The following is a 24,657-nucleotide window of genomic DNA, read 5'->3' on the forward strand; positions in this document are numbered from 1 at the left end:
CGCTCCGGGGCGCGGCGCGTCGATCCCGAAGTGGGAGCCGAACTCGTCGCTCCGATGTGGACGGTGAACCACCGGTGCGGTGCGGACGGGTTGTGTCGGTCGTCTCACCGCCGAATTCAGCGGTTCCGCGCCCGTGCTCGGTGCGGCTCGGTTAGAGTCTGACGGACCGCAGGCCGGCAGCCGCGCTGCACGCCGAACCGAGCTCGGACCCACATGTCGTTCGCAACTCCGCTTTTCCTCTGGTACTTCCTGCCCACGGTGCTGCTCGCCGTGCTGCTGGCGCCGCGTTCCTGGCGCAACGCGGTCGTCGCGGTGGCCAGCCTGGTGTTCTACGCCAGCGGTGCGGGCGGCACCACGATGCTGCTGCTCGACTGCATCGTCGTGAACTTCTTCGTGGGCCGGAACCTGGAGCCAGACGAGTGGCGGCTGGACGGCAGCCGCCGCAGACTGCTGCTCACCGGGGCCGTGGTGCTCAACCTGGCCGTGCTGGGGGTGTGGAAGTACGCGGGCTTCGCCAGTGAGCAGGCGGCGGTGCTGGCGGGGTGGTTCGGCGGTCACCTGCCGAAGTTCGAGGTCATCCTGCCGATCGGGATCTCGTTCTACACGTTCCACCACATCTCCTACCTGGTCGACATCTACCGTGGTGAACGCCCGGCGCTGCGGGAGCCGGTGGCCTTCGTGGCCTACATCGCGATGTTCCCGCAGCTGGTGGCAGGGCCGATCGTGCGCTACCACGAGATCGCCGACCAGCTGCCGCAGCGGCGTACCCACCGGCTCGACGACATGGCGGCGGGCTTCCCCCGGTTCGCCTGGGGGTTGACGAAGAAGGTGGTCATCGCCGACAGCCTCGCGCCGGTGGCCGACGCCTGCTTCGCGACCCCGGGGTCGGAGATGACGTTCGCGATCGCCTGGCTCGGCGCGATCGTCTACACGATGCAGCTGTACTTCGACTTCTCCGGGTACTCCGACATGGCGATCGGACTGGGGCGGATGTTGGGGTTCCGGCTGCCCGAGAACTTCGCCCGCCCGTACTCCTCGGTGACGGTCACGGAGTTCTGGCAGCGCTGGCACATGTCGCTGTCGCGCTGGTTCCGCGACTACGTCTACATCCCGCTCGGCGGCAACCGCGACGGCACGTTCCGCACCTACCGGAACCTGACGATCATCTTCGTGCTGACCGGGTTCTGGCACGGCGCGGCCTGGACGTATCTGGTCTGGGGGCTGTTCCACGGGGGGCTGCTGGTGCTCGAGCGGGCCACCGGGGCCTACCGGATGCCGGTCCGGCCCGGGACGCGCGCGGCCCGGCGAGCGGCGACGATGCTGCTGGTCACGTTCGGCTGGGTGGTGTTCCGGGCGCCGGACCTGGGCACCGCCGGGATGATGCTCGGCCACATGCTGCTTCCCGACCTCGGCGGGGTGACGGCGGTGGTCGACGCGGCACTGACCAACCAGCGCACGCTGCTCCTGCTGGTGGCCCTGCTGGTGGTGCTGCTGCCCGCCGACGACGCGACCGGCACCTACATCGAGTCGGCCCGCGGTCGCACGGCCACCGGCGTTCGGGTCGGGGTGATGACGGCGGGCACCGTCTACTCCGGACTGCTGGTGGCGGCGGGCTCGTTCAGCCCGTTCCTGTACTACCAGTTCTGAACCGTGACCCCGACAGCCTCTGGTGACCCCGGTGCCAGGCCGCCGTCCGTTTTTCTTCTGAGCCGGAGGCGATCCCCGGGGCTCGGGTACCGCGTGGACCCGTAAGGCTGCGAGTCCCCCCTCGATCTCGGGTGTGTCGTGTATTCGACACAGTTCTCCCGGGATCGAGGGGGAGGTGAAGCTTCTCGGTATACCGGAATTGTGACTTCGGAGCTTCACCCCGCGCGGGGTGTTACACCCGCGCCGAGCCGGGGGTTACGGGCAGAGCGGCGATGATGGGCCGATAGTGCCCGAGCATGAGCGTCAGGGCTTACCAAGGACACGGCCGGGTTCGCCTAGATCGTGCGTTGCCTGACGCGCGGACTTCACGCCCTCTGACGGCGGTCCGCACGGCTGTGAACCGTGGCCAGGACTTGTAACCCTGCCCACATGCTGCCTGGACCGCATGCGGAGGGAGCCTATTCCGTGCTAGACTCAGCACTGCTTTATTTCTCTTGGCAGATGGAATATAGCACGGGCCCTCTGATTCCGATCAGGGGGCTCTTCTGCGTGCGTAGTCATGGTGATTCCTCGTTCGCCATCCGGTCGAGCAGAGTCCGGATACGCCTGTCCAGCAGTTAACGCCTTCCAGAGTGACTAGATAAGTGTGGAGTTCGTCCGGGAACCGTTCACCTGATCACTGCCCGGGTTATGGTTTTCCTGTTGAGAGGCCGCGCCAGAAGGGGACTGAATTCTTTGCCGTCACTAGGGCGTCTTTGATGTTGGTCGGGCGAATATTCGTCTCGGTGAGCTGACCCAACGGCACCCAGTGGAATTCGAGATGTTTCTTCTGGCTTGTCGGTTCCGGAACATCGAGGGTCACGGTGAACAGTAGCGAGGCCACGTACTGGGCCAATTCAGTAGAGACATCGAGCACGGTGGACAATCACGGAGAGCCTCCGGTGTGGACGGGTTCTGTGATAAGACCAGCCCTACCGGGGGTTCTCCGTCTACTTTCTCTCCCCAGCGACGTCGCCAGCACCCACCACTGAGGTCACCTCAGTGGGACGATTTCAGCCACCACGAACACACCCCACCGATGAGCGCCCCGGATCCGTACGGCCGGGCTCAGAATCGCAGGTCACTGATTTCGGCCAGATCGATGCCGTAGCGGGCGTATACCTTGGTGGTGTTCTCGCCGGTGAGGTCGCCCTCGGTGTAGCCCAATCGAGAGGCCACGGCCATGACCCGCTCCTTGCTGTCGGCTTCGATTTCGACGTAAGTGGGGATGTGGGGCCAGCTGTCGATCTCCACCTCGGCCCCGTCGAGGTGGAAGCTGACACGCCTGTTCTCCTGATAGGCCTTGGGCTGATAGCCGAGCTTGCCCAACAGGGCGTTCGTGGCTTCGAAGTCCGAGACGGCCACTTCGGTTTCCCGCGTGCCGTCGATGGCATCGTTGGTGATCTCTTTGATCGTCAGTGTGGTGGCACTGCCGGTGTCGCGCAGGCGAATCCACCGGGATTGATCACCCGGGGTGATGTCGTAGACGTAGCGACGTTGCAGAGCCTGTCCACGTTTGGTGCCGCCTGCCTGCAGGATCTGCTTTTCCATTGTGTCGGGGTCGATGTCGAGGATCTTGGCTTCGTGCTCGATGGGCACCGGTGTTCTCCCTTGCCGTTGTGATCGTCGAGGTTCAGATTAGGATGCCGCGAGCGGTGCCAGTCGGGCGTATTCGTCCGCGCGGAAGGCGGTGATCTCGGTGGCCAGCGAGCCGTGCAGGAATTCCTCCAGAGGTTGGCACAGGTCCATGCGTTGCAGGCACACGCCGACCATCCAACGGCCGTCGGTGGCTCGGTACAGTCGCAGTCCGTAATAGCCTTCCTGGCAGTCGCTACCGTTGTTGAAGCGGCATCCGACACACGTGTCGGGCAGGCGCACCGGTCGAATTCGCTTGACGAAGATCCGCCGACCGTCCTCCAGCCGGTATGCGGTCCGAGCGCCGCTCACACCGGCTGTGACGTAGTGCGCTTCGGCAACGGCGCCTCTGTCGGTGAGGATCCGGTCGATCGCCTGCAGGGACGGTTGGCCGTGGTCGAGGGAATTGAGTAGGCGTACCGACAACATCGGCGAGTACTCATCCAGCACGCGGTGCACCCGATCGATGTGGGCCTCGTCGAGGACCACGAGATTCACGCTGGCGACGATGCCGTGTTCCACGCAGACCGCGATGGACTCCCGCAACGCGTCGATCTTGTCGCCAGCGCGGGCGGTGTTGCGATAGCGGGCGTGTTGAACCTCGGCCAGTTCGGCTGGAGTGGTCCCGAAAACGGAGAAGTTGACCCGATCCAAGCCTGCTTCAGCGCAAGCGGGTAGGACGCCGGCCCCCTGCTCGCCATTGGAGGTCATGCACACCCGATATCCGGCCTCACGACCGCGAGCGATCAGCTCGGCCAGCCGGGGGTGCAGGGTGGGTTCACCTCCGGTGAGGTGGAGCTCGGCCAACCTCATGGCTGCTCGGAGCCTCGCCACCACGTCAGTGAACTCCTCATCGGGAAAAATCGTTCGCGGCAGGAACGTGGCCCCGTTGCTACCGGTGTAGATCGACACGCGGCCCGACCGCCCCCTGGGCGTGAAGGCCTCCGCGATCCGTCTCCGGTTGTCCGCTGCGACCGGTGTTCCTTCGTTATGACAAAACGTACAGGTCATCCCGCACGCATCGATGATCTTCACGCGAAGGGTTGCGTCGCGCTGCACGTAGGTCGGTATGTCCGAGCGTGCGAAGTCGTTCACCACTGACACCTTCTTGTCGAATGGGCCACTCCTGCGTCGCACCCAGCCGGCGACGCCTCACATCGAAACCCGGGAACTCCGGTCGGACCGGGGTGCGGGCTGGTGACGGTCGGAGGACGCCATCAGCCCGCGCACGGCCGGACAGCTCGGAGTCATCCGGATCGCGTGGTACGACTCGCCGGCTGGACACGGATCACGCTAGGAACGTGCGAACGCGTGGAGTAACAGCGAAGTGACAGTGCGACATGGCAGCATGGACGGTGCTGATCGGACACTGCCGCGTCCTTTGAGGAGACACCGATGCCAGCCAGTGCTACCGAGAGCTCGATCGGCGAGCGCATCGCCGTGGCCCGCAAGGTCGCGGGGCTCAACCAGTACGCATTGGCGCAACGGGCCAGCTACAGCACCAGTATGGTGCGCGCGGTCGAGCAGGGGCGCGAACCGGCCTCGCCCAGCTTCGTCGCGTGTGTCGCACGCGCGCTCGGTGTCGAGATCGAGGAACTCTACGGCCGGCCCTACCGAGAACTCCTCGAGGACGATGGTGGCCTGCCCGGTGTCGAAGAGCTGCGCACGCTGTTCGCGGAAGGCCGCCATGTCACCGCGCTGCAGCCGTCTTCGCTCGACGAACTCGCTGCCGATCTCGAACGCGCCCGCACGCTGCGCCACAGCGACCGGGCCCGCCGAGCCATCGCGAGGACCCCGGTCCTGCTCCGGCAGCTGCACGGTGCCGTCCGCGACGCCCCCAGTGATGCGGATCGCGCACGGGCTCACCGGCTCCTGGCACAGTGCTACGCCAACGCCGGGCAACTCGTGTTCCGTTTCGGCTGGCTGCCCCTGGCCACCCAAGCACTGGACCGCGCCGAGACCGCCGCCGAACACAGCGACGATCCGCTCCTGCCCGCCCACGCCCTGCAGCAACGCGTCCTGCTGCTGCTCTCGCACGCCGCCTATGACACCGCCACTGCGCTCGTCGACCAGTCCCTAGATCTACTGCCCAGCAACGACCGGGAAGCCACCCTCGCGCTCCGCGGGGCCGCACACCTACGCGGGGCCATCACCGCTGCCCGCAACTGCGACACCGACCGGGCCCACGGCCACATCGACACCGCCCGCGACATCGGAGCCCGTCTCGGTCACCAGTCCACCGCCTACGACACCAACTTCGGGCCCGGCAACGTCGAGATCCACCACACCGCCGTGGCGTTGGAGTCCGGTGATCCTGACAGAGCGGCCCGCACCGGTTCCCAGCTGCGCCTCCCGGCCAACATCCCTGCCACCAGAGCCGGCCACCACTGGCAGGACGTCGCCCGCGCCTGGGTGCTGACCGGCGATCACGGACAGGCACTCCACTCCCTGAACAACGCCCGCCGCGTCGCGCCGCAACAAACCCGCTACCACCCCCAGGTGCACGAAACGACCCGCGCGATCGCACAGACCGAACGCCGCAAATCCGACTCCGTCGCCCACTTCGCCTACTGGCTCGGACTCAAACTCTGAATCGGCCACGCCCCGACCGTTTCCGCCCACCCGCTACCGTGGTCGGTTGTGAGGCCAGCAGACAACACGCCCGGACATGGTCAACGGCAACCTGTCATCGGTGTCGTCGGCTGCGGTGCCGGAGGAGTCAACCATCTCCGTGAGTACCTGGTCACGCCGCTTCTCGACCACGGCTACCGCGTCACGGTCAGCCTGACCCCCACCGCCGGACGATGGCTGTCCGAATCCGGCGAAGCCGACAAGCTCGAATTATTGACCGGATTGCCCGTGCGCTGGACCTCCCGGCTGCCCACCGAACCCAAGCCACACCCAGCCGCCGACTGCTACGCCGTCGTACCCGCCACCGCCACCAGCGTCGCCAAGCTGGCCCTGGGCATCGGCGACAACCAAGCCCTCACTCCCGTCTGTGAAGCCATCGGGGACCCGGCCACTCGCGTCGTCGTCTTCCCCAAGGTCAACGCCGCCCACGCTGCCCATCCCGCGTGGAACACTCATCTCGACGCGCTTCGCGACGGCGGCGTCGAACTCGTCTACGGCGACCATGTCTGGCCGCTCTACCCCGTCGGGCACGAACCCAAGCGTCCCTACCCCTGGGAAACCATCCTCGCCGCAATCGAACAGTAGCCCTCCGGCAACCGACACACCCGGTGGGTACAGGTCGTTGTTGTTCGATCTACCCCACCGGAGATTCACCGTCACTACTGCGCCAGTGGGTGCTCTTCGCTCGTCAAGACAGCCAGGGCTCGTAGAGATTCGTCGGACTCGGCGGGTAGGGATCACTGGCGGCGAGCAGATACTCAGTACACACCCGGCAGTAGTGATGCCACCCGCCCAAGATGCGTTCCGGCGGGTGCGGGGCGAGCTCGATCACCTGGCCGCAGAAACAGGCCACGAATCCCCGGCCCGCACGAGCGCTGGCCTCGCGTGTGGAGGGCGCGGTGGCATGAATCGTGCCCGAATCGGTGCCGGTCACGAACCGAGGCGGCGGCACGGACAGCTCAGCCAGCGACGGCATGGCGCACCACCCGTCCCCGCAGACCCGACCACGCGATCATGGAACAACACTGCGAACACAACTCCGGATCGGCCTCCGGCTCGCCGAGCGGCGTGACCTCGCCCAACCCCAGATAGACCTGGCACAGCGACAGCACCCACGAGGCCGTGTACTCACCCGGATGACGCTCGATCGCATGCAGCCTGGGGACCTGGCCATGCCGGTGGTCGGCCTCGGTCGCGGCCAACACCACAAACACCAGGCTGCGCGGAAACAACGCCCCCACCTCACACCACCCCCACCAGGCAGCCGAGGTGCGGCGAACCGAGACGCGCAACGACACACGTCGCACAAGGCGATAGCATCAACAACGCTCCACTTCAGTAGTGACTGGATGAAGGAGCCACCCCGCGTCCGAGGCCGCCAAGCACACGACGCGGGAAGGGCTACTCGTCCGGTGGTCGCCACCGGACGAGTGGTCAGAAATCCTCCCTGCCTCCCTCTCTTCCTGAGTTCGTTCAATATGGCTGGTCACGTTCCGATGATCGCTAGTATGCTAAAAGTGACTGCAACTTGCAAGCAACATGTTCTGGTGTTCCACGAAAGTTGCATAGCCAGCGAGTTCGACCGGTCGGACGACGAGAGAGTCGTACGCGCTCACGAGACGTACACGGATAGGCTGCCCACGAGAGGAAAACTATGGCTTTGCGCAAGACAGTACGTTCGCGTCGCCTCGGTAAGCAGCTGCGACGCCTCCGTGAGGAAGCCCGACTCAGTCAGGACGACCTGGTCGGTCGAGTCAACGAAGATCAGCCCAAACAGCGAAGGTTGTCCACCACGCATCTGTCGCGTTTGGAAACCGGGTTGGCCAGGATCACCCCGGAACAGCTGGATCGTGTAGCCGAAGCTCTCAACGTTGATGCCGAACACCGGAAGACTCTCGACGAACTACGTCATCGCGCTGATGAGCGTGGCTGGTGGCAGGAGTACGCCGACATCGTTTCGCAGGATGTCGAAATGCTGGTGGAAATCGGAGAAGATGCCATTACCGCACGCAGCTACGACAACGCCTTCATCCAAGGGCTGTTGCAAACACGCTCCTACGCGGAGGCCGTGATCGGCAGTGGTCGCGCGTTCGTCTCGCCAATCAGCGTTGACCGTATGGCGGACATGCGGTTGCGCCGCCAGGAACGACTCGCCGACCCTGACTTCGAGGGACTGACCGCGGTGATGAGCGAAAGTGTCATCCGCACCGTGGTCGGTGGGCCGGACGTGATGCGAGAGCAGCTGCAATACCTCACCGAGGTGGTTCAACAGCTACCTGTCACGATTCATGTCCTACCATTCAGTGCTGGCGCCCTGCCCGGGAGCGATAACTTCGTGCTGTTCGGGTTCCCTCACGAACTGGACGGCGATGTGGTGTATGTGGACAGCGATACAGCGCAGCGGATCTACGAGGATCGCCTGGCTGTTCGTCAGTGCACGTATACGTTCGATGCGGCTCTGGCCCTGGCTCTACCGGCACGGGAGTCACAGGACCTGATCCGCTCGGTGATGAAGGAGCTACCATGACAGCACAAAACCCCTACCGCGAGCTGGACGACGAACGCTACGAAGCTCTACTGCGCGAGCCACACGTCAAATCGAGCTATTCGAATGCCAACGGCGGATGCGTGATGCTGGCCTCGGACGGTCAATTCATCAGTATCCAGGACGACAAGCTCCCGGAAGCCGAGCGTCGTTCCCGCGCGCAGGTCTATACCCGCACGGAGCTACGCGCTTTCATCGACGGCGCGAAAGCAGGAGAATTCGATCACCTCGCATAGCAGCCCCGCGCAAGGCCCCACGATCCTGGGGCCTTGTGCTTCCGCAACGGAGTTGCTCTCTGGGACAGAACCGCGACAGGATAAACAGGAGAACCAGTGAGCGAGTTCGCCAACTGGCGTAGATCCAGTCGCAGCGGTACTGGAGGAGGCAACTGCGTCGAGGTCGCCCAGAACCTACCGGGGACCGCTCTCCTCCGAGACAGCAAACTCGGCACCGACAGCCCCGTCCTCGCGGTCTCCCCGCATCGCTTCACCGCCTTCGTCGAGGCGATCAAAAGCGACCGCCTCGACGGCTGAACCGCTGCCGTGAAGTCCCGCTCGGTATCGTCGGGCGGGACTTTCGCGTCGCCTTCCGCGACACGAGAGACTCCTGCTTCGCAACCGAACGATTCGGCGCCGGACCGTCCTCGAAGTTCCCCGGCAGCTGCCTAGCTGTGCGGCGTTTCGTGCGCTGTCTTGGCCGAGCGACGAAACAGCGACTACAGTTCGTCGTTCTCGGCCCCGGACGCGAGGTCCGACCAGTGCGCTACCCATCGGTGTGACCGCGTGTGCTCGTGCGGTGTCGCCGACCGATGGAACTCGCGGTGCAGGTAGTCGACCAGATCGACTCCGTAATGGATGACATCGGTTCGGTGGACCGAGAGAACTGGGTCTCCGCCGCACGCCGGTGCGGCGGGCATGTACCGGTGGGAGTAGAGGGGGATCAGCTTCGGCCAACGTTCGAGATGTTCACGAGCCCGGCGCTCGGCCAACCGATCATCGACCGGGCGCGGCCCCCAGGACACCGGCCAGAAATCATCGTGCAGCACGTCGAGAACCGCGCCCTCCACGGGCCACGTCAGGCGAGTCGACAGCTCCTCGCATGTGTCGTGTCGCCAGTCCGGCCAGCCGTCTCCCACCGGCACAGCGCTGGCCAGCAGTGCCGCATGATCCGGGCTGAACTCGAATCCGAACCGCCGCTGGACCGCACGGAGTTCGTCTTGGTGCAGGCCGTCGTGCAACGTGACGCCCACTCGACGCAGCAGGGTGATCGCGGTGTTCGCGACATCGACAGTCATCGGAATAGCTCAGCGTACCGAGAAGTGACGAGCAACCGATGCGGGCGGAGCCGGTCGCGAGACCGCCACGCGGCTCAGGTGTTGGTCACCGCGACGAAGGCACCCGCCGTCGTGGCGGTCTGGACGGCCACCCGCACCTGCTCCACGACCTTGCCGACGACCTCGCTCACCGCTTTTTCGATGCCGCCCCCGCCCAGGCGGCGTGCCACCTTCACGGGCGTTGACCTCCGGGGCGCACTACGCGGACACGGGCCTGCCTGTTCGGTGCGTTCGCGGCGACCGCTCCGGAGCACTTCGACGAGCTGATAGCCGTCGCCTTTGAATCGGGATCCGGCACCGCGCTGCGGTGTCTCCGCCGCGGACAGTTGCTTGAACCGTATTCAAGTACTAGTCTCCCGTTCAAGTGAACGGAGGAGTGGCTGTGGACAAGAGCTCATCGCACGAGATGCCCCCGGACGAAGCGCTCGGACGGGCGGGGCACATGAGCGAGCTCGCTCGTGACGGCTCCCGCTGGTTCGGTTACATGCTGATCCTGCTCGGGCTCTTCACGACCGGTTTCTTGGTCGGTCAGGCACTGAGCGAGGGCTGGATCGCCACCGTGGTGGCGTGGTTGTTCGCGGGCTGCATCGCGGGACTGTTCTGGTACGTGAACCGGCAACGAGTGCTAAGCAGGACGGCCGCACGCATCATTTGGAAGTTCACTCTTGTCTACATGGCGCTGGCGGTCGTCACCAGCGTCGTCACCAGCACCTGGTTGGACGACGAACCGCTGTGGCAGTGCCTGCTCGCGCTGCTGCCCGCACTGCCGTGCTGGGTGTCGGCCTGGTGGGTGCTACGTCGATGAGCGAGTCGGGAAGTCATCCGCGCCACGCACTGGACCAGCTGATCCACACCCCGGTGCGGTTGTCCATCGTGTCCGCCCTGGCCGAGGCCGAGCAGGTGGAGTTCCGCTTCCTGCGGGACAGCATCGAAGTCAGCGACTCGCTGCTGGCCAAACACCTCGCCACGCTCGAGGAGGCGGACTACATCACAGCGGTGAAGGGACACGTGCTGCGCAGGCCGCGTACGTGGTACTCGCTCACCGCGAACGGCAGGCGGGCCTTCGACGACTACCTGGCCGCCCTGCGCCGAATCGTCGACCACCACGCCGAGGAGGAGAGGTCTTGACGTCCGAGCGGGTGTCCGGTGTGGCGTTCTCCCCGTCACTCGGCTTCGTGCTCGCGGTGGTGCTCACCGCGCTCGCAACCCGGGTGTTCAGCTGGGACACCGACAACCGCTGACCCGCGGCCGAACCGGTTCCCCGGGAATCCCGACCGAGCCGCCCGGCGGGTCGTTACGGTGTGAACGTGTCCGGCAACCAGCCCAGCGCTCCTCGTACGGCCGATCGTGACGCCCCGTCGGCGACTCCGACGGAACTGCCCGCCGTGCACGAGGCGTGGTTGCCCAGGGAGCACCCGCTGCACCGCCCCCGACACGGTGCCAAGCAGTACATCGCGCTGGCCTGTGTCTTGCTGTTCTTCGCCGCGCCGGTGCTGTCCTGGATCCTCGGAGCCCGGGCGGAACGAATCGAGAACCGCGAACTCGCCTCCTTCCCCAGCGTCACCGAGGGATGGGGGTTCTTCACCGGGCTGAACGACTGGGCGAGCGATCGCCTGGCGTTCCGAGCCCAGGCGGTCGACGCCGTCGAGGGAATCAGCGAGGGGGTGTTCGGCGAACCGGCCCCGCACGGCTCCGACCCCGGTGGTTCTCCGCTCGGAGGCGGTGGCGCGGACCAACAGCGTTCCGGCAAGCCGGACCCCGAGCTCTTCCCCGACGTGGTCCGGGGCGATGACGGGTGGCTCTTCCTGGGCCACGACGTGTCGTACAAGTGCCTGCCCGACATGGAACTGGACCGCGTCATCGCCGGGCTGCGCCGCTGGCGTTCGGTGGTGGAGGAGTCAGGCCGCGAGTTCCGACTGGTCATCGCCCCTGACAAGTCCACCGTGTACTCCGAGCACATGCCCGACGAGTACGTGGGGCGTGACTGCATGCGAGAGCTGCGCTCGGAGTTCTGGCGACGCGTGCCCGAGGCCACCGGGGCGATCGACATGCGCCCCACGCTGCGCGAGCTCGACCGGCGCCGCGACGAACCCGTCTTCACCAAACTCGACACCCACTGGCGGCACGCGGGCGGGCTGGCGATGGTTCGACGGTTGGCCGAGTCCCTGCGGCCCGGAGTGACCGACAGCTGGGAGGTGGAGCCGGGCAGGACCTATCAGCACCGCGCGGACATCCCCGAGCTGGTGGGCGAGAACCGGGAATGGACGGTGCGGTCCTATTCGCTGGCGCCGGACGGCGGGGCCGACAACACGCGGTTCGTCGGCAGCGACTTCCACGAGCCGCTGCACCTGGAGTCGAGCGCACGACCCGGAATGATCGACGAACCCACGAGGATGATCGCGGACTCGTTCACCCAGTTCGCCAGTCCCTACCTGGCGGCGTCCTTCTCCGACCTCACCATCGCGCACCCGAACAACGTGCTCACCGACCCCGAGCGAACGGGACGCATGCTCGCCGAGGGCGAGGTGGTCACCTTCGAACTGTCGGAGCGGTTCCTGGCGGGTGGGCGGTACGCGATGCTCGCCCCGGACATGGCCGAGCAGGTAGGCGAGATCCTCAAGCGCAACCCCGTGTGAGGGTCCGTCGGGTCGGCCTGTGGGGCGGTGCGAGTAGCGGAACCTCGCGCACGGCTCTCGCTCCGGGAGGCCCGACATCGGGTAGTCACTACACAACGTCGGGCCTTCCTCGCGAGAGCCGCACGGGAGAATCCGCGGCGGTGCCGATTGCGTAGGTGGCTGGAGTTCGGCCCTCGTCGGCGCTGATGGCGCGGCGATTTCGCGGGAAATTGACGGCCGCGGGGCCATACCGGAGTGGCGGTACGGCTCCGGACGGCGTCGATTTCTCGCGAAATGTACGCGGGAGCGGTGACCAACCACGCGGATCGATCCCACGAGGCCGACCGCGCGAGGTCGAACACCCCGGCCGAGTTCCCACACGAACTCTCGGTCACACCGCGGCGGCGGAGCTACCCCTGGTCAACCGGTTCACGCGCAGGCCGCCGACCACCCGGCACACCAGGTAGATGCCGAACGAGACGGCCGTGACGAACGCGCTCACCGGCACGCCCGGGGCCAGCGACAGCAGGATCCCGCCGACGGCCGCGACCTCGGCGAAGACCACCGACAGCAGCGTCGCCTTCACCGGGCTGGCCGTCACCCGCATGGCCGCCGCACCGGGGGTGACCATCAGCGCCATCACCAGCAGCGCCCCCACCACGTGCACCCCGAGCGCGGTGGCGATCCCCACCAGCAGCGCGAACACCGGTGTCAGCAGTCCGGTCGGCACGCCGCGCGCCGCGGCCACCTCCGAGTCGACGCTGGCGAACAGCAGCGGGCGGTACAGCAGGGCGGTCACCAGCAGTACCACCAGCGCGGCCACACCGAGCAGGGTGACGTCGGCCGAGCTCACCCCGACGATCTGCCCCACCAGCAGGGTGAACTTGTTCGAGGCGCGTTCGGGATTCATCCACAGCAGCAGCACTCCCAGCCCGAGCCCGAACGAGAGCACGGCGCCGATCACCGAGTCGCGTTCGGTCTCGCGTTGCCCCAGCAGCCCGAGCAGCAATGCCGCGACCACCGCCCCGGTCAGCGCGCCCACCGTCACGCCGACACCGATCAACAACGCCGCGGCGGCTCCGGTGAACGCGAGCTCGGCGGTGCCGTGCACGGCGAAGGACATCTTCCTGGTGACCACCAGCGGCGCCAGCACACCGGAGACCAGTCCCAGCGCCGCCGCTGCCAGCAGGGCCTGCTGCACGAAGGGGTAGCCGAGCAGCTCGCCGGTGAGGCCGAAGTCGAATATCCTGCTCAGCGCGTCCAGCAGCCGGTTCATGCCTCGCCCCCCTCGTGCACGTGGTGGTCCTGCTCGTTCTCGGCCCCCGCCACGACGAGGCGGCCTCCGACCCGGGCGACCTCCACCTCGGTTCCGTACAGTTCGGACAGCGTCGTCGAGTTCATCACCTCGTCGGGGGTGCCGATCCGGAATCCGCCGTTGACCAGGTACAGCACCCGGTCCACCAGCGGCAGCACCGGGTTGATCTCGTGGGTCACGAACAGCGCCGCCGCCCCGGTGGTCCTGGTCTGGCGGCCGATCAGTTCACTGACCCGGCGCTGGTGCGAGGGGTCCAGCGAGAGCAGCGGTTCGTCGCACAGCAGCACGTCCGGTTCGGACACGATGGCCTGCGCGATCCGCAGCCGTTGCTGCTCCCCGCCGGAGAGCAGCCCCAGCGGGGTCTTGGCGTAGTCGGTGGCATCCACGGCGCGCAGTGCCTCGCGCACCCGGCGCGTCCGCGCGGCGCGGTGCCGCAGACCGATGCCCCAGCGGTGTCCGTCCAGCCCGAGCCCGACCAGGTCGTTGCCGCGCATGGTGAGGCTGTTCTGCAGTGAGCGTTGTTGCGGGATGTAGCCGATCCGGTCGTTGCCCCGGTACGCGGGTTCGCCCGCGATCCGTACCGAGCCACCACTCAGCGGGGCCAGTCCCAGCAGCACGCGCAGCAGGCTGGTCTTGCCCGCGCCGTTCGGGCCGAGCACCGCGAGGAACTCGCCGGGGGCCACGTCGAGATCCAGGCCCCGCCACAGCTCGCGCGGGCCGTAGGAGAGCGCCGCGTCGCGCAGCCGCACGGCGGGAGGTCGCTCCCGGCCGGTCGTGGTCTCGTCGGCTCGTGTCTCGTCGGTGCGGTGCTCGGTCGGCTCCGTCGACGGCTGCGGTCGCTGCACTTACTGCCCCCCGGTTCCCGCGGTGTTGTCGTCGAGCGCGGTGTCCAGCGCGGTCACCCGGCCGGACAGCCACTCCGAGTACGTCCGGTCGTCGGGCAGCGTCTCCGGCATGGCGACCACGGGGATGCCGTTGTTCCGGGCGCGCTCGGTGATCCGTTCCGTCAGCGGGGAGGCGGTCTGCGGGTTGTGGATCAGCGCGGCCGGCCTGCCCGAGCCGACGAGTTCCTGCAGCTCCGCCACGGTGGCCGCCGCCGGGTCGTTGCCCGCCTCCACCGTGCGCACGAACGAGTCGGGTGTGATGTCGGTCAGTCCCGCGTTCTCCAGCAGGTGGTCGGCCACCGGAGCGGTGGTCAGCACCTCGGTGCCGTGGTGCTCGTTCCGCAGCTCGGTGATGTTCCGCTCGATCTCGTCGACCCTGTCGCCGAACTCGGTGGCGTTGCGCTCGAACTTCTCGGCCCGATCCGGGCGGAGTTCGCCGAGCCGAGCGGCGATGCGCTCGGCGACGAGCCGCGCGGTCTCCGGGTCGTACCAGACGTGTTCGTTGCCGGAGTGCTGGTGGCCGTGCCCGGATTCGGCGTGCTCGTGGCCCTGTTCGGACTCGGTGTGCTGGTGTTCCGATTCGGTGTGCTCGTGGCCGTGCTCGTGACTCTGCTCGGATTCCGCGTGCTGCTGGGCGGAGCCGGTGGGTGAGCTCGATTCGCTCTCGGAGTGGCCGCCCGCACCGGAATGGCCGCCCGACCCGGCGTCGCCGCCCGACCCGGCGTCGCCGCCCGACCCGGCCACGCTCACCGCTTCGATGCCGTCGGTGGTCCCGTCGCCGTCGCTGAGCAGTTGGCTGACGAAGGCGTCGTAACCACCGCCGTTGTAGACGACGAGGTCGGCGCGGTCGAGCCGGGCAGCGTCGCGCGGGGTGCTCTCGTACGAGTGGGGATCGGCCTCTTCGCTGTCGATGATCGACTCGACCTCGGCCTCGTCACCGGCGACGGCCTTCGCCACGCCCGCCCACATGTCAGTGGAGGCCACCACGGTGGGTTTGCCGCCCTCCGAGGTGCCGCCGGTGCCGCTGCCGCAGGCACCGAGCAGCAGCGTAGCGGCTGTCAGCCCGGCTAACGCCGTTACGCCGCCCGCGCGATGGCTTCCGGCACGTCCGAGGTGGCAACTACGCGGTGTGTTCACGAAGACTCCTGCTTGCCGGATCGTGTCAACCGACTCGACCGCTAATGGAAATCATTATCGATTGGAGTCTACGCGCCGTTGTGGGCGGGCTTCCACCCAGTACCCGTTCGGATGACATGAGCACGGACACGCGTGCCCGGTGGTTTCGATTCGAGCGGGCACGCGAGTTCGGCCACGGGAGTCTCAGCCCGCCAACCTGGCCCCCGTGCTCGGGTCGAACAGGTGCAGCTCGTTCGGATCCCGTGTAACCACCGAGACCCGCTCACCGAGCGTGGGCGGCTCGCGACCGTCGATGCGCACCACCAGCCGCGCGCCGGAATCGGCAGTGTCCGGACGCGCGTGCACCAGCGCGTCGGCCCCCAGCTCCTCCACGAGTTCGACGGTCAGCTCCGCGCCGTCCCCACCGGGTGCGCCGAGTCGCAACGACTCCGGGCGCAGGCCCACCGTGACCTCACCGAGGCCGCGCGCGGCGGCCTCCGAAACCGTCTCACGGGGCAGTGGCACGGTCTGCCCGTCGAAGCTCGCGCCCTCTTCGGTGAGTCGCGCCGTGCGCAGGTTCATGGCCGGGGAGCCGATGAACCCGGCGACGAAGGAGTTGGCGGGTCGTTCGTAGAGTTCGCGCGGTGTGTCGACCTGCTGGAGCTTTCCGTCGGCCAGCACGGCGACCCGGTGCCCCATGGTCATCGCCTCGACCTGGTCGTGGGTGACGTAGACCGTCGTGGTGCCGAGTCGTCGCTGCAGCGCGGCGATGTTGGCCCTCGTCTCCACGCGCAGTTTCGCGTCCAGGTTGGACAGCGGTTCGTCCATGAGGAACACGCTCGGGTCGCGCACGATCGCCCGACCCATCGCGACTCGCTGGCGCTGCCCGCCGGACAGTTCCCGTGGTTTGCGGTCCAGGTACTCGCGCAGGTCGAGCATGTCGGCCGCTTGGGTGACCTTCTCCCGGATGACGTCCTTCTTCGTCTTGCGCAACCGCAGCGCGAAGCCCATGTTCTCGGCCACCGTCATGTGCGGGTAGAGCGCGTAGGACTGGAAGACCATCGCGATGTCCCGTGACTTCGGGGGAACGTTCGTGACATCGTTTCCGCCGATGTGGATGGCACCCTCGTCGACGTCCTCCAGCCCGGCGACCATCCGGAGTGCCGTGGATTTGCCGGATCCGGAAGGTCCGACGAGCACGAGGAACTCGCCGTCACCGATCCGCAGGTCCAGTTCGTCCACCGCGCGAACCGGTTTCGTGCCCGGGAATACACGTGAAGCGCCGTCGTACGCGACCTCGGCCATGTGTGACACACCTTTCACCGAAGGATTGGTCTGGACAAATTATCCTTCGGTGGATCGTGCCGCCACCCCCGAATGTCGGAAAGAATTCGGTTTTCAGTGTTCGGCCGCGTTCCGACGGGCCGGGTTTCCAGCGGAGTTCCCAACGGGTTTCCAGTGGGCAGCGGCGTTCCCATCTCCCGCGTCGAACCCTGGTCGGGAGGCTCGAAACGCGGCGCGCGTGTCCGCTCGGAACCTTCGGCACCAGGGGCTGGAGCGAGTTGGAGGTTCCGCCTGGCGGCCCGCCGCGGTGGGGGTGTGCGAAACTTCGGCAAAATGGTTGTGGGATCTGGGTCATCAAAGCTTCACCCACACTTACTGAACCGTTACGGTTCCCGCATGGTGCGGTCTACGAATTCGAGGCGACCCGCGACACTGGCGTCGCTCGCCGCGGAACTCGGCGTTTCCCGGACTACGGTCTCCAACGCCTACAACCGTCCCGACCAACTTTCCCCGGAACTGCGCAAACGCGTACTCGACACCGCCCGCCGACTCGGTTATCCCGGTCCGGATCCGGTGGCGCGCTCGCTGCGCACCCGCAAGGCGGGGGCGGTCGGACTGCTGCTCACCGAGAACCTCTCCTACGCGTTCCGGGACCCGGCCGCCGTCGGTTTCCTCGAAGGGCTCGCGTTGGCCTGTGAGGACGCCGATCACGGGCTGCTGCTGATACCCGCGAACCCGGAACACGAGGACGTGGCCTCGGTGCACAGCGCCGGTGTGGACGGTTTCGTGGTGTACTCCGTGCCCGATGACGATCCGCACCTGGCCGCTGTCATGGAACGCCCCGTTCCCACCGTGATCTGTGATCAACCCAGCCTGCCCGAGATCGACCGGGTGGGGATCGACGACGGCGCCGCGATCAAGGAGCTGGCCAGGCACCTCATCGAACTCGGTCACCGCAAGATCGGCGTCGTGTGCATGCGGCTGGCACGGACCCGCAACGACGGGCCGGCGTCCCCCGAACGGCAGGCCAACGCCGGCTTCCACGTGCAGCGGGCCAGGCTCACCGCGTTGTCCGAGGCGTTCGCCGAGGTCGGGGTGGACTGGGAGCAGGTCCCGGTCATCGAGCGCTTCGACCACACCACGGAGTCGGGTGGCTCGGCCGCCGCCCGGCTCATGGAGCTCGACCCGGAGATCACCGCGATCATCTGCACCTCCGACATCCTCGCGCTGGGTGCGCTCACCGAGGTCAGAAGGCAGGGCAGGCGGGTGCCGCAGGACATCACCATCACCGGTTTCGACGGCATCGACGACGCCGAGCGGGTCGAGCTGACCACCGTGCGCCAGCCGGTGCTGGAGAAGGGCAGGGCAGCGGGCAGATTGCTGCTGGACGCGAGCGAGTCGACCGGCAAGCCGCGCGAGGTGCTGCTCGACACCCAACTCATCACCGGTTCCACCGCGGGATCGCCCCGTTCGGTGGAGGAGCGCTGGTTCGGGCCCTGACCGGTTCGCGGCGGCCACACCGGTCTCGTCGCCGGGCGTTTCGGCACGGTGGTGTCGGGGTCCGGACCGGCTCCCGCCCACCGATCCGGACGGAGGCTCCCGGCCAGCCCCGCACTGATCAGCCCCGCACCGGGCCGCCCTGCAACGGGTTGCGCCGCAACAGGCCGCGCCGCGCCGGAGGGGAGAGCTCTCCCCTGTCGAGCAGTTTGTAGGCGTCCCGCGAGACCGCCAGCAGTTCCTCGGTGGGCAGCTGGGACTCCGGGACCTCACCGGCCGCGGTCTCGTAGGCGTCGTGCAGCTCGATCAGCGCCTTTCGGAGGCGTTCCGGATCGGTTCGCTGCGGTTCGGTCAGCTCCCTGACCCGCGCCAGCGAGTCCCGCAACCTGGCCAGCCAGGCCCCGTGCGGGGCGAGCCAGGCCACCAGGACGGCCACCGCCGCGCCGAGCAGGGTCGCCCACAGCCTGCTGCTGACCAACTGGGCCGGGCTGGCCTGGGTCATCATCCCGCTGACCAGCAGCGCCACCGGGGTGGCGAACAACAGTCCGAACGCGTAGTTGACGGGCATGGTCGCCTCGACGGCCCACTGCAGCGCGGCCAGCAGCAGAATGATCACCCACACGGCCGGATGCAGCGACAGCAGCACCAGCCCGAGCAGCACGCCTCCCACCGTTCCCGCGACACGTTGCAGCATCCGCGGTACCGAGCGCGAGGTGCTGGTGGCCTGCAGGACCGATACCGCCGAGACCCCGGCCCAGTAGATGTGTCCGGTGTCGAGCAGGTCGGCCAGCACGCCCGCCAGCAGCGCGGCGACGCCCACCCGCAGCGCGAACGGCACCAACCAGCTGCCGGAGCCCTTGCCCGGGCGCACCGCGGCCAGCAGTACTCCCCGGATCGTGCACCACCGGGAGGGCGGTAGCGCCGGTACGACCGCCGATTCCTCGCGGGCGTATCCGGGGGCGGCGGGGGAGTCCCCCCTGCGGATCCCGGCGGCCGTTTCGCGCAGCGACCGGATCGTCTCGCTCGCCGCTCGCCCGGACCCGCCCAGCACTTCGCAGATCTCGGTGGTCTGGATCAGCCTCTGGTGCTCCGTCGTGTCACGCTGTCGTCCCCCCACCAGCGCCAGACGTGTCCACGCGGTCTCCACGGCCACGGCCGATCGGTGCCTGGCCAGCACGTCGGAGCGGTTCGACAGATAGGCGGCGGTGGCTTCCAGGGCGGAGGCCACCGCCCTGCGCTGCGGGCGCAGCCCGGCGAACGCCGCCCCCACGGTGCAGATGAGCCAGGCGAACGCGCCGCTGACGGCGCAGACGGCCAGCTGGGGCGCGACGTCGGCGGGGGTGATGGCCAGGTTCGCGCAGGCGCCGGTGGCGAACGAGAAGATCAGCCCGCCGGGAGCGCCGAGCTTGACGGCCGTGGTGGCGGCGGTGGCGACCGCTCCGACCACGGCGGTGCCGGTCACCACCAGCAGTCGGTGTTGCCACGGTGCCACGTCGGCCAGCGCGATCGCGTCGCCCAGACCTACCGCGATCACCATTCCGGCGGCGACCGCCGCCAGCGAACGGGTCTGGTTGCGGTACGGCTCGCTGCGGCAGTAGACGCTGGTCAACGCGCCGAACACCGCTCCGGCGACCAGGTCCAGCCGGTCGAGTCCCAGCAGCACCAGCAGCGGTGTCAGTACCGACAGGAACGCGCGCAGCGCGGGCCACAAGATGGGGCCATGCCGGTTGATGTGAATGGCCTCACGCAGATGACGTGCCAGTATCGTCGAGGACACGTTCTATTGTAATACACAAGTATTTTACTAGTGAAGTGATGGTGGGATGAGACGCACGCCGGACATCATCAGTGCCGCACGCGGGCAGTGGAAGGAGATCCACCCCGAGCTGGACACCTCCAGCATGGAGATCGTCGGGCGGGTGCTCCGCACCGCCGCCGTACTGCGGCAACGATTGGACACCGTCCTCGGTGACGAGGGGCTCAACCGGGCCGAGTTCGATCTGCTCTCCGCGCTGCGCCGCAGCGGGGAACCGGTCACACCGGGGAGGCTGAACGGCCTGATGGTCGCCTCCGGAGCGGCGACCACCAAACGGGTGCAGCAGCTGGCCGAACGCGGTCTCCTCGAACGCATCCGGGACCAGCACGATCGCCGCAGCGCGCGGGTGCGGATCACCGACCACGGTGCTGAGCTCATAGACAGGGCGTTCGCCCGCAACCTGGAAGCCGAGCGCGAGCTGCTGGCCGGGATGAACACCAAGCAGCGGGAGGCGGTCTCCGGTGGGTTGGCGGAGCTGTTGCGCTCCCTGGAAGGTCCTCCCGCGCCCGCGCCACCCGCGTCCTCGCAGCCTGACTGACGCGGCCTGACCGAGGACCTCCGCCCGGGTGTCGCAGGGGAGCGCGCTCGGCGGAAACCGGGGGAACCGGTCAGTAGTTCCGCCAGGCCCCCCGCTCGTACCGCACGATTCTCGGGTGCATCAGAGTGGACGGTTCGATGTCGGCGATCCGGTCCCGATCCGGCGGGAACACGGTCGCCGCGCGCAGCGTCCGCTCGTCCAACGTGCGCAACCCCGGCACCTCCTCGGGCAACCGCGGTGACGGCGCCGAGTCCCCCGAGACACCCAGCTGGAAACCCCACTGCCCGAAGCTCGGGATGGGGCGGGAGTACGGCACCGTGGCCAGTCCCGCCTGCCGCATCGATGCCTCGACGCACCAGTAGGCCTCCGGCGCGAAGTACGGCGACCCCGCCTGCACGTTGACCCTGGCCCCCTCGGCCATCGAGCGGCGCACCAGCGAGTAGAACTCCGTGGAGTACAGCTTCGCGGTCTCGGTGGAGTCCGGATCCGGCATGTCCACCAGCACCGTGTCGTAGCGCCGCTGATTGTCGCGTAGCCAGCTGAACGCGTCCGCCGAGACGGTGTTCACGCGGGGATCGTCGAAGGCGTGCTCGTTCAGCGAGGTCAGCCGCGGGTCCTCGCGCCCCAACCGCAGCACCGCGGGGTCCAGCTCGACCAGGGTCACCCGCTCCACGTCCGGATAGCGCAGCACCTCGCGCAGCGCGAGCCCGTCACCGCCACCCAGGATCAGCACCTCGGAGTGATCGCCCGTCATGGCCGGATGCACCAGCGCTTCGTGGTAGCGGCGCTCGTCCACCGAGCTGAACTGCAGATCGCCGTTGAGGAACAGCCGGGTGTCGGTCCTGCCGGACAGCGATTCGGAACTGGTGAGCACGATCTCCTGGTACTTCGACCGCTCCGCGTGCACCACCGGATCGTCGTAGAGCGCCTGGCGCGCCGTCGTCTCGAACCGGTCGGAAAGCGCGAACGCGCCGCCCAGCACCCCACCGATCAGCACCACCGAGGCCGTCAGCAGCACGACGAGCCGCTTTCCCAGCTCGACGCGGTACACCGTCAGGATCAGGCCCAGACCGGCCGCCGCGTTGAGCATGCCCACCAGCAGGGCGCCCCGGACCTGGCCCAGCAGCGGCAGCAGCAGGAACGGAAAGGCCAGCCCGCCGATGAGGGCTCCCACGTAGTCCGCGGCGAACATGTCGGCCACCGCGGAGCCCGCTTCCTGCCGCCTGATCCGCTGCAGCAGCACCATCAGCAGCGGAATCTCCGCGCCGATCAGCGTGCCCAGCACCAGCGAGGTCACGATCAGCATCGGCATGTACATGCTCAGCCACGCGAAGGCGGCGTACAGACCGAGCACGCTGAGCCCGCCGAGCAGCGCCAGCACCAGCTCCACGGCGACGAAGGAGACCGCCGCCCAGCGTTGCAGCGGTTTGGCGAGCAGCGCGCCGAGGCCCATGGCGAACACCATCAGCGACAGCACGATGGAAGCCTGCCCCACGCTGTTGCCGATCAGGTAACTGCCGAGCGCGACCAGCGCGAGCTCGTAGACCAGCCCGCAGGCCGAGCAGACGAACACCGCCAGCAGCACCGTGAACCGTGCCATGCCGGGACGACGGTACCGGTGCTGCCGGGGTGCCGCGGTGTCCTCGGCCGCTCCGTCCGGTTCGGAATCCGTCGTCCCGTCGAGGTGGTCGTCCTGCGCGGTGCTGCTCATGGCGTTTCGCTGCTCTTCGATAGGGAGCGGTGGGTCACCAGATCGCCGCGGCGATGATCGTCGCGATCACCACGTGCGAGGAGGCCGAGACCCAGGTGCCCGGGTGGATGGACGCGGTGGAGAGCTCGTCACCGAGCCTTCCCGGCGTGATCGCGTCGATGAGCAGGAAGGACAGGCCCATCAGGATCAGACCGAGCAGCCCGTAGGCCAGCGTGCCGATCAGTCCGTAAACCAGGTCGTTCGAGCTGGCGGCGATCGCGGTGGTGAGGATGATGCCCACGCCGATGAGCCCGGACACCAGCAGGATGGCCGCGTTCGCGTTGCGGTGCACCCAGATGAGGTCGCGGAGCTTGCCCGGAGTGGCCAGGTCCACGAGAACGTAGCCGAGGACCATCAGTACGGCCCCGACGATGCCGTAGGCGATCGCCGCGGACAGGCCGAAGAGCAGTTCCTGGAACAACTGTTGCGCCTTTCGGGTCGTGATGTGAACGGATCACCGGTCACCGCTGTGTTGGGGCGTGGCCGGGTTCTCGTGGCCGGGTTCTCGTGGTCGGGTTCTCGTGGTCGGGTTGTCGTGGTCGGGTCACTGCTGTGGTGGCCACCGTGGACCGGGGGATTGACCGGGTGGAGGAGGTTGCGGCGGCTGCTGCCCGGGTGGTGGTGCCTGCCCCGGAGGTGGTCCCTGTTCGGGAGGACCGCTCGGTGGCCCGTCCGAGCCACCCCCGCCCCGTTGCCGTACGAGACCGATGGTGCCGAGCACGATTCCGAGCACCGTGACGATTCCGAGCACCACCAGCCACACCCAGCGCCACAGCCCGGGAATCCCGGTGTCGGCGCTCGGTAGCGGTTCCGCGGCGCGGGTCTCGGTCCGGCTCTCGGCCGCACGGGCGGGCAGCGATCCTTCCTGGGTCAGCAGCAGTGGCAACGCGATCGCGGCCTGGCCGGTGGTGTCCACCGGGGTCTCGATGAACCGCTCGGCAGTGATGCCGAGCTCGGCGAAGTCCGAGTCGTACGGCAGGTCCATGTTCGAGTCGGAGTCCTGGGCGACCTCCAGCTCGACAGCGCTCCACTGCTCGCTGGTCGCCGAGGTGTAGGCGACGGTGGCCCGCAGTTCGACCCACTTCTCGCAGGTGCTGGCCGGGGTGTTCGGACCGCGGCTGGACCCCTGGTCGTAGCTGTGCGCGGGATCCGCCGGGGAGTTGGACTCGTCTGACTGAGATGCCTCGGAATCCTCCTCATCGGGCATACCGATGTCGTAGTCCGGTTGGGACTCGTAGAGTTCGGAGTATTCGAGATCGTCGCTGCCGTCGGTCAGCTTCCACCCGAAACAGACACCGTAGCGCCGCTCCTCCTCGGCGAGCTCCTCGGAGAGCTGGCGGGACTCGGCGTCGGTGAACCGGGGGATGGACTGCCCGCCGTAGCTCTGCGCCCTGGAGTACCTGTCGCTCTCCTCGCCGTAGAACGACTCCGAACCGTCCTTCCCGCCTGTGCCCAGGACGATCAGGGTGAGCACCAGGGCCGCGATCCCGAAGAACGCCAGCAGCCCGACTGTCTTTCCGGTCTTGTTGTCGTTCGTTCCGCTGTTCCCCGTGCTCATTTGCCCGATCCCGGTCCGCCGCCACGGAAGCTCTGTCCGTGCGGTCCGCCCCAGCCCCAGACGCCGCCGACGACGTGGTGGTAGTGGTTGTTGGCCTCGTCGAGTTCCATGACGTGGATGACCGAGCCTCGGTTACGCGGCTGAACGATCACGGCGTCCTCGCTGTAGCGCAGGTAGATGCCGCTGCCCTTCGCGTACTGCGAGACCGGTTCCCAGGTGTCGGTGATGTCGTCGGCCACGGCGGACGGTTTGAGTTTCGAGGTGTAGGCCTTGTTGTCGTCGTCACCCGGTTTGTCCAGCTGGACGGCCCTGGTGTAGTTCTTCGCCACGTAGGCCCGTGGCCCCGTGCCGGTCGAAAAGATCATGACCATCGCGATGATCAGCGCCAGAAACGCCGTCATACCCGCGATGACGAACCAGAATTTCGGTTTCATCGCCTCGCCCGGTTCCTCCC

27 protein-coding genes are annotated in these 24,657 nt (G+C 67.5%); 11 read left to right on the forward strand and 16 right to left on the reverse strand.

Annotated features, from left to right (window positions below; all coding sequences use genetic code 11):
• The first annotated feature begins 213 nt into the window (after window positions 1-213).
• Entirely contained in the window at window positions 214-1,647 is a 1,434-nt protein-coding gene (locus BM394_RS03555; protein ID WP_092973821.1) for an MBOAT family O-acyltransferase, read from the forward strand.
• Between the two features lie 688 nt (window positions 1,648-2,335).
• On the opposite strand, the gene BM394_RS22285 is transcribed toward BM394_RS03555, so the two are convergent.
• The 3 genes from BM394_RS22285 to BM394_RS03565 all read right to left on the reverse strand — a co-directional run bounded on the left by BM394_RS22285 (window position 2,336) and on the right by BM394_RS03565 (window position 4,416).
• Entirely contained in the window at window positions 2,336-2,572 is a 237-nt protein-coding gene (locus BM394_RS22285) for an NUDIX hydrolase (RefSeq protein WP_139235124.1), read from the reverse strand.
• A gap of 182 nt (window positions 2,573-2,754) precedes the next feature.
• Window positions 2,755-3,285: a class IV adenylate cyclase gene (locus BM394_RS03560; RefSeq protein WP_092973824.1), complete on the reverse strand. Its 531-nt coding sequence runs from the start codon at window positions 3,283-3,285 to the stop codon at window positions 2,755-2,757.
• 39 nt (window positions 3,286-3,324) lie between these two features.
• Window positions 3,325-4,416 (reverse strand): radical SAM protein, encoded by a 1,092-nt coding sequence (locus tag BM394_RS03565; protein ID WP_217643338.1) that lies wholly within the window; start codon window positions 4,414-4,416, stop codon window positions 3,325-3,327.
• Between the two features lie 300 nt (window positions 4,417-4,716).
• Between BM394_RS03565 and BM394_RS03570 the strand changes: the two genes are divergently transcribed.
• Together BM394_RS03570 and BM394_RS03575 are read left to right on the forward strand one after the other, a co-directional pair.
• The gene (locus tag BM394_RS03570) at window positions 4,717-5,913 is read left to right on the forward strand and encodes a helix-turn-helix domain-containing protein (RefSeq protein ID WP_092973827.1); all 1,197 of its coding nucleotides are present in this window, start codon (window positions 4,717-4,719) and stop codon (window positions 5,911-5,913) included.
• Window positions 5,914-5,961: 48 nt separating this feature from the next.
• Entirely contained in the window at window positions 5,962-6,537 is a 576-nt protein-coding gene (locus BM394_RS03575; RefSeq protein WP_092973830.1) for a flavoprotein, read from the forward strand.
• A 103-nt stretch (window positions 6,538-6,640) separates the two neighbouring features.
• Here the strand turns inward: BM394_RS03575 and BM394_RS03580 are convergent, their stop codons facing one another.
• Together BM394_RS03580 and BM394_RS03585 are read right to left on the reverse strand one after the other, a co-directional pair.
• A complete protein-coding gene (locus BM394_RS03580) occupies window positions 6,641-6,928 on the reverse strand; it encodes a hypothetical protein (RefSeq protein ID WP_092973832.1) in 288 nt (95 codons plus the stop codon).
• Window positions 6,912-7,193: a hypothetical protein gene (locus tag BM394_RS03585; RefSeq protein ID WP_092974945.1), complete on the reverse strand. Its 282-nt coding sequence runs from the start codon at window positions 7,191-7,193 to the stop codon at window positions 6,912-6,914. Before BM394_RS03585 ends, BM394_RS03580 begins: the two co-directional genes overlap by 17 nt.
• 413 nt (window positions 7,194-7,606) lie before the next feature.
• Here BM394_RS03585 and BM394_RS03590 point away from each other — a divergent pair, with 413 nt between their 5' ends.
• The 3 genes from BM394_RS03590 (at window position 7,607) to BM394_RS03600 (ending at window position 9,030) form a co-directional block, all read left to right on the forward strand.
• Window positions 7,607-8,479, forward strand: a complete 873-nt coding sequence (locus tag BM394_RS03590) for a helix-turn-helix domain-containing protein (RefSeq protein ID WP_092973835.1) — start codon at window positions 7,607-7,609, stop codon at window positions 8,477-8,479.
• Complete coding sequence (locus BM394_RS03595; protein ID WP_092973838.1) at window positions 8,476-8,733, forward strand: DUF397 domain-containing protein; 258 nt, start codon at window positions 8,476-8,478, stop codon at window positions 8,731-8,733. Before BM394_RS03590 ends, BM394_RS03595 begins: the two co-directional genes overlap by 4 nt.
• Window positions 8,734-8,829: 96 nt before the next feature.
• Complete coding sequence (locus tag BM394_RS03600; protein ID WP_092973841.1) at window positions 8,830-9,030, forward strand: DUF397 domain-containing protein; 201 nt, start codon at window positions 8,830-8,832, stop codon at window positions 9,028-9,030.
• A 182-nt stretch (window positions 9,031-9,212) separates the two neighbouring features.
• On the opposite strand, the gene BM394_RS03605 is transcribed toward BM394_RS03600, so the two are convergent.
• Window positions 9,213-9,791, reverse strand: a complete 579-nt coding sequence (locus BM394_RS03605; protein ID WP_092973844.1) for a hypothetical protein — start codon at window positions 9,789-9,791, stop codon at window positions 9,213-9,215.
• A 74-nt stretch (window positions 9,792-9,865) separates the two neighbouring features.
• Window positions 9,866-10,006 carry a hypothetical protein gene (locus BM394_RS22665; protein WP_175529949.1) on the reverse strand — a complete coding sequence of 47 codons (141 nt, stop codon included), beginning with the start codon at window positions 10,004-10,006 and terminating at the stop codon, window positions 9,866-9,868.
• Between the two features lie 206 nt (window positions 10,007-10,212).
• On the opposite strand from BM394_RS22665, the gene BM394_RS03610 reads away from it, so the two are divergent.
• The 3 genes from BM394_RS03610 (at window position 10,213) to BM394_RS03620 (ending at window position 12,466) form a co-directional block, all read left to right on the forward strand.
• On the forward strand, window positions 10,213-10,635 hold the full coding sequence (locus BM394_RS03610; RefSeq protein WP_092973846.1) for a hypothetical protein: 423 nt from the start codon (window positions 10,213-10,215) through the stop codon (window positions 10,633-10,635).
• The gene (locus BM394_RS03615) at window positions 10,632-10,958 is read left to right on the forward strand and encodes a winged helix-turn-helix domain-containing protein (protein ID WP_092929775.1); all 327 of its coding nucleotides are present in this window, start codon (window positions 10,632-10,634) and stop codon (window positions 10,956-10,958) included. The genes BM394_RS03610 and BM394_RS03615 overlap by 4 nt, the downstream gene beginning before the upstream one ends.
• 179 nt (window positions 10,959-11,137) lie before the next feature.
• Window positions 11,138-12,466: an alginate O-acetyltransferase AlgX-related protein gene (locus BM394_RS03620; RefSeq protein WP_245779948.1), complete on the forward strand. Its 1,329-nt coding sequence runs from the start codon at window positions 11,138-11,140 to the stop codon at window positions 12,464-12,466.
• A gap of 370 nt (window positions 12,467-12,836) precedes the next feature.
• On the opposite strand, the gene BM394_RS03625 is transcribed toward BM394_RS03620, so the two are convergent.
• The 4 genes from BM394_RS03625 to BM394_RS03640 form a co-directional block, all read right to left on the reverse strand.
• Window positions 12,837-13,721 (reverse strand): metal ABC transporter permease, encoded by an 885-nt coding sequence (locus BM394_RS03625; protein WP_092973849.1) that lies wholly within the window; start codon window positions 13,719-13,721, stop codon window positions 12,837-12,839.
• Entirely contained in the window at window positions 13,718-14,509 is a 792-nt protein-coding gene (locus BM394_RS03630) for a metal ABC transporter ATP-binding protein (RefSeq protein ID WP_342752635.1), read from the reverse strand. The genes BM394_RS03625 and BM394_RS03630 overlap by 4 nt, the downstream gene beginning before the upstream one ends.
• 96 nt (window positions 14,510-14,605) lie before the next feature.
• Window positions 14,606-15,781: a metal ABC transporter solute-binding protein, Zn/Mn family gene (locus tag BM394_RS03635; protein ID WP_092973855.1), complete on the reverse strand. Its 1,176-nt coding sequence runs from the start codon at window positions 15,779-15,781 to the stop codon at window positions 14,606-14,608.
• A 183-nt stretch (window positions 15,782-15,964) separates the two neighbouring features.
• Window positions 15,965-17,065 (reverse strand): ABC transporter ATP-binding protein, encoded by a 1,101-nt coding sequence (locus BM394_RS03640; protein ID WP_092974951.1) that lies wholly within the window; start codon window positions 17,063-17,065, stop codon window positions 15,965-15,967.
• A gap of 375 nt (window positions 17,066-17,440) precedes the next feature.
• Between BM394_RS03640 and BM394_RS03645 the strand changes: the two genes are divergently transcribed.
• Complete coding sequence (locus BM394_RS03645; RefSeq protein WP_092973858.1) at window positions 17,441-18,544, forward strand: LacI family DNA-binding transcriptional regulator; 1,104 nt, start codon at window positions 17,441-17,443, stop codon at window positions 18,542-18,544.
• 118 nt (window positions 18,545-18,662) lie between these two features.
• Here the strand turns inward: BM394_RS03645 and BM394_RS03650 are convergent, their stop codons facing one another.
• Complete coding sequence (locus BM394_RS03650) at window positions 18,663-20,318, reverse strand: FUSC family protein (RefSeq protein ID WP_175529950.1); 1,656 nt, start codon at window positions 20,316-20,318, stop codon at window positions 18,663-18,665.
• Window positions 20,319-20,364: 46 nt separating this feature from the next.
• On the opposite strand from BM394_RS03650, the gene BM394_RS03655 reads away from it, so the two are divergent.
• Window positions 20,365-20,895 (forward strand): MarR family winged helix-turn-helix transcriptional regulator, encoded by a 531-nt coding sequence (locus BM394_RS03655; protein ID WP_092973861.1) that lies wholly within the window; start codon window positions 20,365-20,367, stop codon window positions 20,893-20,895.
• Window positions 20,896-20,965: 70 nt separating this feature from the next.
• Here the strand turns inward: BM394_RS03655 and BM394_RS03660 are convergent, their stop codons facing one another.
• The 4 genes from BM394_RS03660 to BM394_RS03675 form a co-directional block, all read right to left on the reverse strand.
• Window positions 20,966-22,606: a polyamine aminopropyltransferase gene (locus BM394_RS03660; RefSeq protein ID WP_092973864.1), complete on the reverse strand. Its 1,641-nt coding sequence runs from the start codon at window positions 22,604-22,606 to the stop codon at window positions 20,966-20,968.
• Window positions 22,607-22,640: 34 nt separating this feature from the next.
• Window positions 22,641-23,066 (reverse strand): DUF350 domain-containing protein, encoded by a 426-nt coding sequence (locus BM394_RS03665; protein WP_092973867.1) that lies wholly within the window; start codon window positions 23,064-23,066, stop codon window positions 22,641-22,643.
• A gap of 123 nt (window positions 23,067-23,189) precedes the next feature.
• Entirely contained in the window at window positions 23,190-24,203 is a 1,014-nt protein-coding gene (locus tag BM394_RS03670) for a hypothetical protein (RefSeq protein WP_092973869.1), read from the reverse strand.
• On the reverse strand, window positions 24,200-24,637 hold the full coding sequence (locus BM394_RS03675) for a DUF4247 domain-containing protein (protein ID WP_092973872.1): 438 nt from the start codon (window positions 24,635-24,637) through the stop codon (window positions 24,200-24,202). The genes BM394_RS03670 and BM394_RS03675 overlap by 4 nt, the downstream gene beginning before the upstream one ends.
• Window positions 24,638-24,657: the final 20 nt, after the last annotated feature.

It is taken from the genome of Actinopolyspora lacussalsi subsp. righensis (genome assembly GCF_900116555.1).
GTDB lineage: Bacteria > Actinomycetota > Actinomycetes > Mycobacteriales > Pseudonocardiaceae > Actinopolyspora > Actinopolyspora lacussalsi.